This window comes from Aerolutibacter ruishenii (genome assembly GCF_007830115.1).
Taxonomy (GTDB): Bacteria; Pseudomonadota; Gammaproteobacteria; order Xanthomonadales; family Xanthomonadaceae; genus Aerolutibacter; species Aerolutibacter ruishenii.
In genome coordinates, this window is the sequence record NZ_VLKP01000008.1 from 163,972 (window position 1) to 178,597 (window position 14,626).

The window sequence follows — 14,626 nt, forward strand, 5'->3', positions numbered from 1 at the left end:
GGCGCCGTTTTCACATCAGTCATCGCAGTCGAAGCGGTGCTCAGTCCCGCACCAGCCGCTTCAGCAGCGGCGTGGCGAGGAACAACAGCACGCCCGCGCCCAAACCGATCCACATCATCTTGCTGAAGACACCGCCGTACACCGCCAGCGCCTCCGCACGGCTGGCCTCGGGGGCGATCTGCGCCCACGTGCCCATGCGGCCGGCGATGATTTCGCCAAAGGCCGAGAACAGGAACCATGCCCCCATCATCATGCCCACGGCGCGCGGGATGGACAGCGACGTCACCGCCGCCAGGCCCACCGGCGACAGCACCATCTCGCCCAGCACCAGTACGAAGTAGGCCAGGATCATCCACCACAGGCTGACCGTCGCGCTATCCCCGGCGTTGCCCGCGGCGAACGCCAGCACGCCAAACGCCAGGCCGCAGAACACAAGACCCCATGCGAACTTCGCCGGGTAGCTCGGATTCAGGCCGACCTTGTCCAGGCGCGGCCAGATCCAGGCGAAAACCGGACTCAGCGCGATCACGAACAGCGCGCCAATGGCCGTGGTCTGGCCGGCGGTCCATTCGATGCCGAAGGTGGTGCGGTCCATCACGCGGTCGGCCATCGCCACCCACGGCCCGTAGGTCTGCTCGTACAGGCCCCAGAACAGCGCGCTGACCGTGATCAGGGTCATCAGCATGATCATCCGACCCTTCTCGGCATGGCTGATGCCGGAAAACAGCAGGCGGATGAACCAGATGTACAACGCCGCGCCCAGCAGCACGGCCACGACTTCGGTCAGGGTGACCTCATGGCCGCCGAACAGCGCCGACAACGGACCGAAGTCGATGCGGGTCTGCAGCACCTGCCACACCACCACGGTCAGCAGCAGGCCGCCAAGGTAGATCACCCATTCGCGCGACAGGCCGCCAAACACCGGTGCCCTGAGCAGTTCCGGGTCTGCCGGCTCTGCATGGCCCAGCAGGTGCTTGCGGCCCCACATGAACTGGACCAGCCCCAGCGCCATCATCACGCCTGCCAGGGCGAAGCCGTAGCCCCAGCCGATCTTCTCACCGATCCACGCCACGATCAGCGACGACAGGAACGCGCCGACGTTGATGCCCATGTAGAAGATGGTGAACCCCGAGTCGCGCCGCGGGTCGTTGGGGGCGTACAGCCGGCCGACGATGGTGGAGATGTTCGGCTTGAGGAAGCCCACGCCCACGCCGATCAGCGCCAGCGAGAAGTACATCACCTGCACCGCGAATGCATCCTGTTGTCCCGCCCCCTGCACGCCGGCAGCCGCATGGCCGGTGTACGCCATGCCCAGTTGCCCCAGCACCAGCAGCACGCCGCCGAACACCACGGCCTTGCGCATGCCCAGGTATTTGTCCGCCAGCAGGCCGCCCAGTAACGGCAATGCGTACGCCAGGCCGGCATAGGTGCCCAGCAGCAGGTAGCCATCGGTGTCGGAGAACAGGTGGTGCTTGGTGAGGTACAGGAACAGCAACGCCTTCATGCCATAGAAGGCAAAGCGCTCCCACATCTCGGTGAGGAAGCACACGTACAGGCCCTTGGGATGGCCCATGAACTCGCCCGTTGAGGGCAGGGATGCGGCGGTGGTGGCGGTCACGCGGAACTCCGGGCCAGGCAATCGCGCGAGTATAGCCGGAGGCTACTGGCGCTCCGCGCGCTGCCCAGTCCTCGCGCGCGCCGCTTTGCTGCAGTTGCAGCATCGTGTGTCCGCTTTGCGAAGGCGGGTCGCGAGGGCCTACCATCGCGTTTTCGCCTGTCTGGGACCCACGCCCCATGAAGCTTCGCCACGCACTCCTGCCGTTGCTGGTCGCAACCGCCCTGTCCGCCAACGCCGCCCCGCGTGGTCTCGATGTCCGCGACCTCGCGGCCATGGACCGGGTGTCCTCCCCAGCCCTGTCCCCCAACGGCCGCATGGTGGTATTCGCCAAGCGCGTGGCCGACCTGCCGGCCAACAAGTCCTCCACCTCGCTGTGGATCGAGGACCTGTTTGCACGCGATGCCGCCCCGCCCAAGCAGCTGACGCCGGACGGATGGAACGTCAATTCCCCGGCCTTCTCGCCGGATGGCAAGACCGTCTACTTCCTCAGCGGCAAGTCCGGCTCATCGCAGCTGTATGCGATTCCTGCCGCGGGTGGCACGCCCCGCCAGGTCACCGACATTCCGGCCGACGTGGGTGGGTTCCAGCTCTCGCCTGACGGCAAGCGCGTGGCGTTCAACACCGAGGCGTTCGTGGATTGCGGTACGGACCTGGCGTGCACCAGGCAGCGCATGGACAAGGCCGGCGAGCGCAAGAGCACCGGGCAGGTGTTCGACCGCATGTTCATCCGCCACTGGGATGCGTGGAACGACGGTCGCCTCAACCGCGTGTTCGTGGCCGCGCTGCCGGCGGCGGGCAAGTCGGCGGTGACCGCTGCGACCCTGGTGGGGGGCGATGTGCTGGGCGACGTGCCGTCGCGTCCGTTTGGCGACAGCAGCGAATACACCTGGGCGCCCAACGGCAAGACGCTGGTGCTGAGCGCGCGCGTGGCCGATCGTGCCGAGCCATGGTCCACCAACTTCGACCTGTACCAGGTCAACGCCGATGGCAGCGGCAAGGCGCGCAACCTCACCGCCGGGAACCCGGCATGGGACACCGGTGCCGTGTTCGCGCGCAACGGACACAAGCTGTACTACCGCGCCATGAAGCGACCCGGCTTCGAGGCCGACCGCTTCGCGCTGATGGAACTGGACCTGGCCAGCGGCAAGCGTAGGGAGATCGCACCCAAGTGGGACCGCTCGGCCGACAGCATCACGCTCTCCGCCGATGGCCAGACCATCTACACGCCGGCCGGTGACATGGGCCAGCATCCCCTGTTCGCGGTGCACGTGGCGAGCGGCGGCGTGACCCAACTGGTCGGCGACGGCTCCATCGGCTCGGTGCAGCTGGCCGGCCCGACCCTGGCCTTCACCCGCAACAGCCTCAAGAGCGGCGACCAGGTCATGACCGGCGGCATCAACGGCGCACCACTGCGCGCCGTCACGCCCAGCGCGGGCGAGATGCTCAAGGACGTGACCTTCGGCGACTTCGAGCAGTTCAGCTTCAAGGGCTGGAACGGCGACACCGTTTACGGCTATGTGGTCAAGCCGTGGAATTACGAGGAAGGCAAGAAGTACCCGGTGGCGTTCCTGATCCACGGTGGCCCGCAGGGCAGCTTCGGCAACGGCTGGAGTTACCGCTGGAACCCGCAGACCTACACCGGCCAGGGCTACGTGGCGGTGATGATCGACTTCCACGGCTCCACCGGCTACGGCCAGGCCTTCACCGATTCCATCAGCCAGCACTGGGGTGACCGCCCGCTGGAAGACCTGCAGAAGGGCTGGGCCGCCGCGCAGAAGAAGTATGACTTCATCGACGGCGACAAGGCCTGCGCGCTGGGCGCCAGCTACGGCGGCTTCATGGTCAACTGGATCGCCGGCAACTGGAACCAGCCGTGGAAGTGCCTGGTCAACCACGACGGCGTGTTCGACCAGCGCATGATGGGCTACGCCACCGAGGAGCTGTGGTTCACCGAATGGGAGCAGGGCGGTACGCCGTACGACGTGCCGAAGAGCTATGAGCAGTTCAACCCGGTCAACCACGTCAAGGACTGGAAGAAGCCGATGCTGGTGATCCACGGCCAGCAGGACTTCCGCATCCCGGTGGAGCAGGGCATCGCCGCCTTCACCGCGCTGCAGCGCCAGGGCATCGACTCGCAGTTCCTGTATTTCCCCGATGAGAACCACTGGGTGCTGAAGCCGCAGAACAGCATCCAGTGGCATGACACGGTCAATGCCTGGCTGAAGAAGCACCTCGGCCAGTAATCCATTGAAAAGCCTGGTCCGGGCGGTCGCCCGGGCCAGGCTTCAGTTTTCGCCGCGTCGGCCGTTGATGGGGCCAAGCCCCCCGCTGCCCCGGACGCCACGTGATCGTGCCCGTCGCCCCCGACACCCAGCCCATGCCCCTGGCCGCCCCGGGCATCCTGCTGGTGGACAACTCACCGTCCTTTGCACGGATGGTCGCGACGCGGGTGGGCGAGCGCCTGGGCCTGCCCGTGACGGTCGCGGGTACGCTGGCCGAGGCGCAACGGCACTTGCTTGACCCGGGGCGCTATTTCCTTGCGCTCACCGGCCTGGTGCTGGCGGACGCCGATTCGGATGCCATCCTCGACTACTTTGCCGGGACCGGTGTCCCGACCGTCGTGGTGTCCGGCGTGTATGACGATGAAGTCCGCCAGCGCGTGCTGGGACGCAACATCGTCGACTGCGTACTGAAGAACACGCCGGACAGCGTCGATTACCTGGTGTGGCTTGCGCGACGCCTTGAGCGCAATCGGCACATCGCCGCACTGGTGGTTGACGACTCGCAGGCGGCGCGCGCGCTGGCGACGTCGATGCTGAAGCTGTATGGCTTCGATGTCCTGGAGGCGGCCGACGGCGAGTCCGCGTTGCGTGTCATCGCCAGCAATCCCCGCGTCCGCATGCTCATCACCGACTTCGAAATGCCGGGCATGAACGGACTGGAACTGGTGCGGCGCATCCGCGCCCTGCATGCCCGCGACCACCTGGCGATCATTGGCGTGTCCGGCAGCGACAGCCAGTCGTTGGTGGCGCAGTTCCTGAAAAACGGCGCCAATGATTTCCTGCACAAACCCTGGTCGCGCGAGGAGTTCTTTTGCCGCGTTTCGCAGAACGTGGACAACCTTGAGTTGATCGGCACGCTGCACGACCTTGCCACCAGGGACTTCCTCACGGGCCTGCCCAACCGGCGCCACTTCTTCGATCGCGGCGTCCAGATGTTTTCCGGCGCGCGCAAGCAGGGGCTTGTCGTGGCAATGCTGGACATCGACCACTTCAAGCACGTCAACGACACCTACGGCCACGATGTGGGTGACATCGCGATCCAGGCCGTGGCCGGCGCGGTCACGCGCCATGCGCGAGCCCAGGACTTGCCGGCGCGTTTCGGTGGCGAGGAGTTCGTGCTGATCGCACCGGGCCTGTCCGCCGACGAGGCCGTGGCATCGCTCGAACGGTTGCGCGCCTCGATCGAGGCCACGTGCATTCCCTTGCCGGACGGCCGCCACATCACCGTGACGGTGAGCATCGGAGTATGCCTGAGCGGAGAAAGCCTGTCGGCGATGATGTCCGAGGCGGATCGCTGCCTGTACGTCGCCAAGGCCAGCGGACGCAACCGGGTCGAGGTACGACTCCCCGTGGACTGCCCGGGCTGACCGCCATGAGAAGGGCCCGGTTTCCCGGGCCCCGTGTGTCTCAACAGCAGCGGAATCCGCCGCCTCCATAGCGCGCGTCCTGCCGTTGCCGGAAGAACGTGGCGTAGTCGGGGATGGGGCGTTCCGGATGCTTCTCCATCAAGTGCCGCACGTAGTTGTCGTAGTCCGGGATTCCACAGCACAGCCGCGCGGTCTGCACCAGTCGCCGCCACACGCGGCGCAGCTGCTGGTGCTCGCCGGCGGGGACCAGGGCGGTGCCGGTGGTGGCCATCACAGGTTCATCTCGTGCGGCTTGAGGGCGACGTACGGGGTCTCGCGGTCGGTGCGTGCCGGGTTGCGGCGGGCGACCATGATCGACTTGACCGAATACACCAGGATCGCCAGCACCACGAACAGGAACAGCGCCGTCAGGCCGGCGTTGATGTAGTTGTTGACCATGATCTGCTGCATGCCGCCGAAATCCTTGGACGGCGCGATCAGTTCGCCGGCGTTGATCGCGGCCCGGTACTTGTTGGCCTGGGCCAGGAAGCCCACGCCCGGGTTGGCGTCGAAGATCTTGATGAAGCCGGCCGAGATGGTGCACACCAGCAGCCACACTGTCGGCACGATCGACACCCAGGCGAAGCGGTCCTTCTTCATCTTGAACAGCACCACGGTGCACAGCATCAGCGCGATGCCGGCCAGCATCTGGTTGGCGATGCCGAACAGCGGCCACAGCATGTTGATGCCGCCCAGCGGATCGGTCACGCCCTGGTACAGGAAGTAGCCCCACAGCGCCACGCAGCCGCCGGTGGCGATCAGGTTCGGTCCCCACGAGTCGGTCTTGCGCATCACCGGCACGAAGTTGCCGAGCAGGTCCTGCAGCATGAAGCGGCCCGAGCGTGTGCCCGCGTCGACCGCGGTGAGGATGAACAGCGCTTCGAACAGGATCGCGAAGTGGTACCAGAAAGCCATCATGCCTTCGCCCGGGATCACCGAATGGAAGATCTGGGCGATGCCGACCGCCAGCGTCGGTGCGCCGCCGGCGCGCGACAGGATGCTGCTCTCGCCGATGTCGGCGGCCACCGTGGTCAGCATCTCCGGGGTGACCACGAAGCCCCACTCCGAGACGACCTTTGCGGCGTTGGCCACGTCGGTGCCGATCACCGCGGCCGGGCTGTTCATCGCGAAGTACACGCCCGGATCGACGATCGACGCCGCGACCATCGCCATGATCGCCACGAACGACTCCATCAGCATGCCGCCGTAGCCGATGTAGCGAGCGTGGCCCTCGTTGGCCAGCAGCTTGGGCGTGGTGCCCGAACTGATCAGCGCGTGGAAGCCGGACACCGCGCCGCAGGCGATGGTGATGAACAGGAACGGGAACATCGACCCCTTCCACACCGGGCCGGTGCCGTCGGTGAACTGGGTCAGCGCCGGCATCTTCAGCTCCGGCATGGTGATGAAGATGCCCACCGCCAGGCCGAGGATCGTGCCGATCTTGAGGAAGGTCGACAGGTAGTCGCGCGGGGCCAGCAGCAGCCACACCGGCAGCACCGCGGCGACGAAGCCGTAGCCGATCAGCATCCAGGTGATCTGGGTGCCGGTGAAGGTGAACGCCGGGCCCCAGACCGGGTGCGCGGCGACCACGCCGCCGTACCAGATCGCGGCCAGCAGCAGGACCAGGCCGACGATCGATATCTCGCCGATCTTGCCCGGGCGGATATAGCGCATGTAGATGCCCATGAAGATCGCGATCGGGATCGTCGCGATCACCGTGAACATGCCCCAGGGGCTGCCCTGCAGCGCCTTCACCACGATCATCGCCAGCACCGCCAGGATGATGATCATGATCAGGAACGCACCGAACAGCGCGATGGTGCCCGGCACCTGACCCATTTCCTCTCGCACCAGTTCACCCAGCGAGCGGCCGTCGCGGCGGCTGGACACCACCAGCACCATGAAGTCCTGCACCGCGCCGGCCAGCACCACGCCGGCGATCAGCCACAGCGTGCCGGGCAGGTAGCCCATCTGCGCGGCCAGCACCGGTCCGACCAGCGGGCCCGCGCCGGCGATCGCGGCGAAGTGGTGGCCAAACAGCACGTGCTTGTTGGTGGGCACGTAGTCCAGGCCGTCGTTGTGGATCACCGCCGGGGTGGCACGGGTCGGGTCCAGCCCAAACACCTTGTTGGCGATGAACAGGCTGTAGTAGCGGTATGCGACCAGATAGATCGACATCGCCGCAACCACGATCCACAGCGCGTTGATCTGCTCCCCGCGCCGAAGCGCGACTACTCCCAGACACACGGCACCCAGCACGGCCAACGCCGCCCAGGCCAACCTGGCGATTCCACCCTTCATGCAAAAGTCTCCCAATGGACCCCGGAAGGGTCACCCCGTGCGCGCGAGGGGTCAATCCGCACTGCGGCATAAACCGTGCAACTTTGGTCTACCCGCCGACCAATGTCGGAGGGAGCGCTGTCACAGCCAGCGCGCGCGCTTGAACATCCGGTACAGCACCAGGCAGGTCACCGCCACCACGCCGATCAGGATCGCGTAGCTCCAGCGGCCACCCAATTCAGGCATGTGAACGAAGTTCATGCCATACCAGCTCGCGATCAACGTCGGCGCGGCCAGCAGCGCGGCCCACGCACCCAGCCGCTTCACCACTTCGCCCTGGTGCACGGTGACCAGCGACAGGTTCACGCTCAGCGCCGCGGTCAGCATCTCGCGCAGGGTGTCGGTACTCTCGTTGATGCGCACGGCGTGGTCGAGCACATCGCGCATGTACAGTTGGATCTCGTCGTCGACCAGGCCGCCGCGCGACCGGGCCAGCTGGCCAAGGATGTCCTGCAGTGGCGACACCGCCATGCGCAGCCGGGTCAGCTCACGCTTGAGTTCGTACAGCTCGCGCACCGTATTGGGATGGAACTCGTTGGCGAAGATGTCCTGCTCCAGCTCGTTGAGCTCGTGGTTGAAGCCATCGATGATCGGCATGAAGTTGTCGACCACCATGTCGAGCACGGCATACAGCCCCGCGCCGGGACCGTGGCGCAGCAGGTCCGGTTCGCGCTCCATGCGCGCGCGCGCCGCCGCATAGCTGGACGAGGCGCCATGGCGCACGGTCACCAGGTAGCGCGGCCCCACGAACAGATGTGTTTCGCCGAAGCGGATGCGGTTGTCCACCGTCTGCGCGGTGTGGATGGCGATGAACAGCGAACTGCCGTAGGCCTCCAGCTTGGGACGCTGGTGCGCCTTGTGCGCGTCCTCCACGGCCAGGTCATGCAGGTCGAATTCTTCCTGCAGTTTGTCGAGGATGTCCTCGCTGGGCTCGTAGAGTCCCACCCAGACAAAGCTGCCGTCATCGACGGCCAGCACCTCGCTGATGGCGTCCAGCGTAATGTCGCGGCGCGCACCTTCACGGTCGTAGGCGACGCAATTGATGACGCACTTGGGCAGGTCGGCACGGCTCATGGCCGGATGGTGGCGGTTGTCGCGCGCTCATACAAGTTGCGCGCAACCCGAAATGGTCGACTTGGCCTGGGCCCCCTTCGCAAGGGCCCTAGCGTCGCCGCAGCCCCGCCAGGAGCCCGAGGTGGACCGGCAGCAGCAGGGCGATCCAATGCGCGTTGCGCTGCGGAGCCAAGGGCAGCCAATGGGCAAACAGGCCGATGGCGGCTACTGCGGCCACCAGCGCCAATGCCCGGTTGAACCAGGTGCCGGGCGGGCGCCCGCGGAGCAGGCGAACGGCACCGGGCAACAGCAGCCACGCCAGCGGACTGAGCAGGAACAGGTTGTGGTTACCCCACGCGAAGCGATGCGCGGTGCCGAACCACAGGAACAGCAACAGTGTTCCCACCACGCCGCACAGGGTCCAGAAGGGCACCGCCAACGCCGTCGTGACGCGTGGATGGCGCCGCCCGGCCCACGCAAGCGCGCCACCGATGGCCAGTCCGCAAAGTGCCCACAACCACCAGCGTTGCGGCCGTTCCCGTGGCTCCGGCTGCAGCCGGTGGGGCAGCACTTCGTGTTCGCGTCGCACCACGGGCCGCCCATCGGGGTGGGTAACGTCGCGCAGCGCCGTCGACAGGCGCATGGGCACGAAGGCCTCATCCCACAACGGCAATGGCTTGTCCGCCGCCGGGCCAAGGCCGACATCGAACCCGAGCCACATCCAGAAATCCGGCGACGCCAGGCGCATGGCCTCGCCGCGATGGGTATTGCCCTGCGAACGGCCTTCCAACTGGCTCCGCAGGCGACCGTGCAAGGCCCGGTCAATCGCGTCGCGCACGCGGGTGGAGCAGTTGTCGAGGAAGTAGTCGTAGCGGTAGCGCGCGTTTTCCGGACGCGCGTTTTCGGCCAATGCGACGGCCAACTGCCGGGCATCCTCCGCCGTCAGGTCCAGCCACTGGATGCTGACGCCGCGGCCTTCGGCTTCGTAGACCGCAAGGTCCTGGTCGACCGGTAGCGCGACCAGCCGGTAGCGCATGTCACCGCGGATGAAGCGCGAGGTGAAATCAGGTTCGTCCAGGTCGAAGAAGCCGAAGTTGTACGACGTGGCCTCCCGTGTGGCCGGGTCGACCACGACGATGGCGTCGTGTCCGAAACGTTCCCAGAAGATCTCGCCCGGGAGCATCGTCATCACGCCGATCTCCGGTGCCGGACCACCATGGGGCAGCGCAATCCCGGCGGCGGAGGGCGTGCCGGATGGTTGCGGCGGGGCAGGGCGGCCCGAGGTGCCGTCGTCACCAGGCGAGCCCGCAACGTCGCCCGTCAACGCGGGGTATGGCACGGCGGCCCGACCCTGGTCATCGGTGCTGGCCATCGGGGCATTCGACGCATTCAGCGCGGGCGCGTCAGTGCGTCCCCCTGTCGGTGTCGCCACAGTAGCCCCGTGCATGGCCAACCCCAGCAGCGCGGCGACGAGCCCCGCGCGCAGGCGTACAGCCCACCCTGTGATCGCCCGGTGGCCCGCGACGCGGGCACCCACATCAGTCACCACCCAGCACGCCCACGTGGAAGGCATGGATGCGGCGCGCGTCGGCACTGGCCACGCGGAACGCAAAGCGGCCCAGCGTCAGTTCCTCGCCCGCCTCCGGCAGGTGGCCAATGGCGGCCACCACCAGCCCGCCGATGGTGTCGTACTCGTCATCGTTGAACTCGGCCTTGAAGCGCTCGTTGAAATCCCCGATGGGCGTCAGCGCATCCACCACGAACTGGCCGTCGGCCTGCGCCGCGATCAGCGCGTTGGGGTCCTCGGCATCGTCGTGCTCGTCGTCGATGTCGCCGACGATCTGCTCCAGGACATCCTCGATGGTCACCAGGCCGGCCACGCCGCCATGCTCGTCGATGACGATGGCCATGTGGTTGCGCGACTGGCGGAACTCGCGCAGCAACACGTCCAGGCGCTTGGATTCGGGTATCAGCACCGCCGGCCGCAGCAGCTCGTGGATCGTGCGCGGCCCGTGGTCGGTCACCACCCCGCGCAGCAGGTCCTTGGCCAGCAGGATGCCGAGGATCTCGTCCTTTTCCTCGCCGTGCACCGGGAAGCGGGAGTGCCCGGACTCCACCACCAGCTTCATCATGTCCAGCAGCGGCGCCTCCGCAGGCAGCGAGACCATCTGCGAGCGCGGGATCATCACGTCGCCCACGGTCAGGTCCGACATGGCGATGGCGCCCTCCATCATCCGCAGCGCGTCGGCGGCGATCAGGCCGTCGGCCTGGGCATCGCGCAGCAGTTCGACCAGGTCTTCGCGGGTGGTGGGTTCGCCGGACAGCGCGGAGCTGATGCGTTCGAGCCAGGAGCGCCGCTCCGGCGCGTGGGAATGACTACTGTCGTCCTCGGACATGGGGCATGGTCAGGCGCCCCCTGGGGGGTGGGGGTCGTTCAGGAAGTCTACCCCGGTTGGTGGGCGAATCGGTGAAACCCCAAGGGTCGCCATTGCCGGGCCGTGGCCCTGACGCCGTCGTGGGCGGCGAATTCAGCCGGCGACCGCGTACGGGTCCTCGATGCCCAGGGCGGCCAGGATTTCGCGCTCCAACTGCTCCATGCATTCGGCCTCGCGCTCGTCGTCATGGTCCCAGCCCAGCAGGTGCAGCACGCCATGCACGGTCATGTGGGCGTAGTGGGCCGCCAACGCCTTGCCCTGTTCACGGGCTTCCCGAGCCACCACCGGCGCACAGATCACCAGATCGCCCAGCAATGGCAGCTTCACGCCTTCGGGCAGGCCTTCGGGCAGCTCCGCAGGGAAACTGAGCACGTTGGTGGCGTAGTCCTTGCCCCGGTAATGGTGGTTCATCGACTGCCCCTCCTTGGTGTCGACCACGCGGATGGCCAGGTCGGCTTCGCGGATGCGCCCTTCCAGCGCCGCGGCCACCCACTTGCGGAAGCTGGTGGCGGACGGGATGCCGGCACGCGGCAGACCGTAGCTGATGGAAACGTCGAGACGGGTGGGACCAACAGTCATGGCATCGATCCGGGATCAGCGGAGGGGGTCAGGGCGAAGTGCCGGATTGCGCGTTCTTCTCGTCGCGCGAATCGTAGGCCTCCACGATCCGCGCGACCAGCGGATGGCGCACCACGTCGCGCGCCTCGAAGAAGGTGAAACTGATGCCCTTGACGTGGTGCAGCACGTCCAGCGCGTCCTTCAGTCCCGACTTCTGGTGGCGGGGCAGGTCGATCTGGGTCATGTCACCCGTGACCACGGCGGTGCTGCCATAGCCGATGCGGGTCAGGAACATCTTCATCTGCTCGATCGTGGTGTTCTGCGCCTCGTCGAGGATGACAAACGCATCGTTAAGCGTGCGTCCGCGCATGTATGCCAGCGGCGCGATCTCGATGACGCTCTTCTCCAGCAGCTTGACCACCTTCTCCACGCCCAGCATCTCGTACAGCGCGTCGTACAGGGGGCGCAGGTAGGGGTCCACCTTCTGCGTCAGGTCGCCGGGCAGGAAGCCGAGCTTCTCGCCGGCCTCCACCGCCGGACGCACCAGGATCAGGCGCTGCACGCGGCCTTCGTTCAACGCTTCCACCGCGCTGGCCACGGCCAGGTAGGTCTTGCCGGTGCCGGCCGGGCCGATGCCGAAATTGATGTCGTGCACGGCAATCGCGTGCAGGTACTTGGCCTGGTTGGCGCCGCGTCCGCGGATGGTGCCGCGCTTGGTGCGGATGGCTACTTCCTGCGGCTCGATGTCCTGCTCGGCGATGCGGTCGGCGTCGGCCTCGGCCAGGCGCAGGTGGATCGCGGGCTCGTCCAGCGTCTCGTTGGCGGCATCGGTCCACAGCTCGCGCAGCAGGCGCTCGGCCTTGCCTACCGCGGCCTGCGGGCCGACCACGCGAAACACGTTGCCGCGGTTGGCGATCTCCACGCCCAGGCGCAACTCGATCATGCGCAGGTGGCCGTCGAACGGCCCGCTGAGATTGGCCAGGCGCTCGGCCTCGGGCGGGTCCAAGGTGAATTCGGAAGTGGTTCGCGAGGACATCGTCGATGCAGAAGGGGGAGCGGGCGCGTGGGGCGGCGCCCGCAGGCGGTCAGCTTGCGCCTGTCGCGGGTTTTTCGCAAAGTGCGGCGATCTTACTGTTCAGCGGGGTGTGGCAATGCACGGATTCAGGCACTCACGGCTCGGGCAAGTGATCGCCTTGTCGATCGTCGCGGCGTCGATGCCGGTACAGGCGGCCAAGGTCACCGTGCTGACCGCCAGCCGGATCCACACGATGGACACCGCGCGCCCGCGTGCGCAAGCGATGGCATTCGACGACGGTGGCGCCATCCTCGCCCTGGGCGAAACCGCGGCCCTGCTCAAGCAATACCCCAAGGCAACGCGGATCGATGTCGGCAACGCCACCGTGGCGCCCGGCCTGATCGACGCGCATGGCCACGTGGCCGGCCTGGGCCTGGCCAGGCTCCGCGCCGACCTGGTCGACACCCGCAGCAAGGCCGACGTGCTGCAGCGCCTGCGTGATTTCGCCCGCGATCTGCCCCCGGGCGCCTGGCTGCTCGGTCGTGGCTGGGACCAGAACGATTGGCCGGAGAAGCATTTCCCGACCGCCGCCGACCTGGACGCGGCCTTCCCCGATCGCCCGGTGTGGCTGAGCCGAGTCGATGGCCATGCCGCATGGGGCAACACCGCGGCGATGCGCATCGTGAAGCGTGACCTGCGCGGTGATTGGCAGCCCGACGGTGGCCAGATCCTGCGTGACGCCCAGGGTGCGCCCACGGGCTTGTTCATCGATGCCGCCATGGACCTGGTCGAGTCGGCCATGCCGGCGATGGACGCCACCACCACCGAGCGCGCGCTGGTGCTCGGCATGCAGTCCGCGGTGGAGCACGGCCTCACCGGCGTGCATGACGCTGGCGTGTCGTTGACCCAGTTGCAGGCCTACCAGCGCCTGGCTGACCGCAAGGCCATGCCGTTGCGGGTATACGCCATGGCCGACGGCGATGGCGCCGCCCTGGACGCCTTGTGCAGGAACGGCCTGTATCGGCACGCGGGTGGCCGGCTCGAAATGCGCGCACTCAAGCTGTTTGCCGACGGCGCGCTGGGCAGTCGCGGCGCCGCCATGCTGGAGCCGTACAGCGACGACCACGCCAATAGCGGCCTGCTGCTGATGAAGCCGGAAGAGCTCGACCGGGTCACGACCAAGGCCCGCGACTGCGGCGTGCAGGTCGCCACCCACGCCATCGGCGATCGCGGCAACCGCGAGGTGCTCGATGCCTACGCCAAGGCACTGGGCAGCACCCAACCCGCCGAATATCGCTGGCGCATCGAGCATGCCCAGATCCTGTCGCCGACGGACCTGCCGCGGCTGGCGCCACTGGGCGTCATCGCCTCGATGCAGCCCACCCACGCCACCAGCGACATGCCATGGGCGGAGGACCGTGTCGGCCCCGCCCGCATCGTGGGTGCCTACGCATGGCGCCAGTTGCGGGACAGCGGCACACGCCTGGCGCTCGGTTCGGATTTTCCGGTGGAATCGGTGGACCCGCGGCTGGGACTGTATGCCGCCACGACCCGTGCGGATGGCGACGGCTTGCCCGTGGGCGGTTGGCACCCCGAAGACAAGCTGACCGCCTTCGAGGCGCTGCGCGGCTTCACCCTGGACGCCGCCTATGCCGGCTTTGCCGAAGCGCGCGTGGGCAGCCTGGTGCCGGGCAAGCGCGCCGACTTCATCGTGCTGAAGCAGGATCCGCTGGCCATCCCACCTGCCGGACTGCGCACCCTGGACGTGCAGGCCACGTACGTGGATGGCCGCCCCGTCTACCAGGCCACGCGCTGACAGGCGCTCGCGCTGCTGCTTTTGATCTCATCCACCGTTGATTGAGTCTCCGAGGGGATGGGCTCACGGGGGCGTTGCGACAAGCGCGCCATGGATGGCGCGC

11 protein-coding genes are annotated in these 14,626 nt (G+C 67.2%); 3 read left to right on the forward strand and 8 right to left on the reverse strand.

Features of this window, described 5'->3' with window-relative positions:
• Positions 1–40 precede the first annotated feature (40 nt).
• The gene (locus tag IP93_RS10620; RefSeq protein ID WP_425480045.1) at positions 41–1,618 is read right to left on the reverse strand and encodes a peptide MFS transporter; all 1,578 of its coding nucleotides are present in this window, start codon (positions 1,616–1,618) and stop codon (positions 41–43) included.
• 176 nt (positions 1,619–1,794) lie between these two features.
• Here IP93_RS10620 and IP93_RS10625 point away from each other — a divergent pair, with 176 nt between their 5' ends.
• Together IP93_RS10625 and IP93_RS10630 are read left to right on the forward strand one after the other, a co-directional pair.
• Positions 1,795–3,861 carry a S9 family peptidase gene (locus tag IP93_RS10625; RefSeq protein WP_144815473.1) on the forward strand — a complete coding sequence of 689 codons (2,067 nt, stop codon included), beginning with the start codon at positions 1,795–1,797 and terminating at the stop codon, positions 3,859–3,861.
• Positions 3,862–3,995: 134 nt separating this feature from the next.
• On the forward strand, positions 3,996–5,267 hold the full coding sequence (locus IP93_RS10630) for a diguanylate cyclase (protein ID WP_144815476.1): 1,272 nt from the start codon (positions 3,996–3,998) through the stop codon (positions 5,265–5,267).
• 40 nt (positions 5,268–5,307) lie between these two features.
• On the opposite strand, the gene IP93_RS10635 is transcribed toward IP93_RS10630, so the two are convergent.
• From IP93_RS10635 to IP93_RS10665, 7 genes are all read right to left on the reverse strand, one after another.
• A complete protein-coding gene (locus tag IP93_RS10635) occupies positions 5,308–5,538 on the reverse strand; it encodes a YbdD/YjiX family protein (RefSeq protein ID WP_144815478.1) in 231 nt (76 codons plus the stop codon).
• Positions 5,538–7,607 (reverse strand): carbon starvation CstA family protein, encoded by a 2,070-nt coding sequence (locus IP93_RS10640; protein ID WP_144815480.1) that lies wholly within the window; start codon positions 7,605–7,607, stop codon positions 5,538–5,540. Before IP93_RS10640 ends, IP93_RS10635 begins: the two co-directional genes overlap by 1 nt.
• A gap of 120 nt (positions 7,608–7,727) precedes the next feature.
• The gene (locus IP93_RS10645; protein WP_144815483.1) at positions 7,728–8,720 is read right to left on the reverse strand and encodes a magnesium and cobalt transport protein CorA; all 993 of its coding nucleotides are present in this window, start codon (positions 8,718–8,720) and stop codon (positions 7,728–7,730) included.
• Positions 8,721–8,808: 88 nt separating this feature from the next.
• Positions 8,809–10,071, reverse strand: a complete 1,263-nt coding sequence (locus IP93_RS10650) for a lipoprotein N-acyltransferase Lnb domain-containing protein (protein WP_144815485.1) — start codon at positions 10,069–10,071, stop codon at positions 8,809–8,811.
• Positions 10,072–10,237: 166 nt separating this feature from the next.
• Positions 10,238–11,095 carry a CorC family transporter gene (locus tag IP93_RS10655; RefSeq protein ID WP_144815488.1) on the reverse strand — a complete coding sequence of 286 codons (858 nt, stop codon included), beginning with the start codon at positions 11,093–11,095 and terminating at the stop codon, positions 10,238–10,240.
• A gap of 132 nt (positions 11,096–11,227) precedes the next feature.
• Complete coding sequence (gene ybeY, locus IP93_RS10660) at positions 11,228–11,713, reverse strand: rRNA maturation RNase YbeY (protein ID WP_144815490.1); 486 nt, start codon at positions 11,711–11,713, stop codon at positions 11,228–11,230.
• Between the two features lie 28 nt (positions 11,714–11,741).
• Complete coding sequence (locus IP93_RS10665) at positions 11,742–12,728, reverse strand: PhoH family protein (RefSeq protein ID WP_144815492.1); 987 nt, start codon at positions 12,726–12,728, stop codon at positions 11,742–11,744.
• A 148-nt stretch (positions 12,729–12,876) separates the two neighbouring features.
• On the opposite strand from IP93_RS10665, the gene IP93_RS10670 reads away from it, so the two are divergent.
• Positions 12,877–14,523, forward strand: a complete 1,647-nt coding sequence (locus IP93_RS10670; protein WP_242006842.1) for an amidohydrolase — start codon at positions 12,877–12,879, stop codon at positions 14,521–14,523.
• Positions 14,524–14,626: the final 103 nt, after the last annotated feature.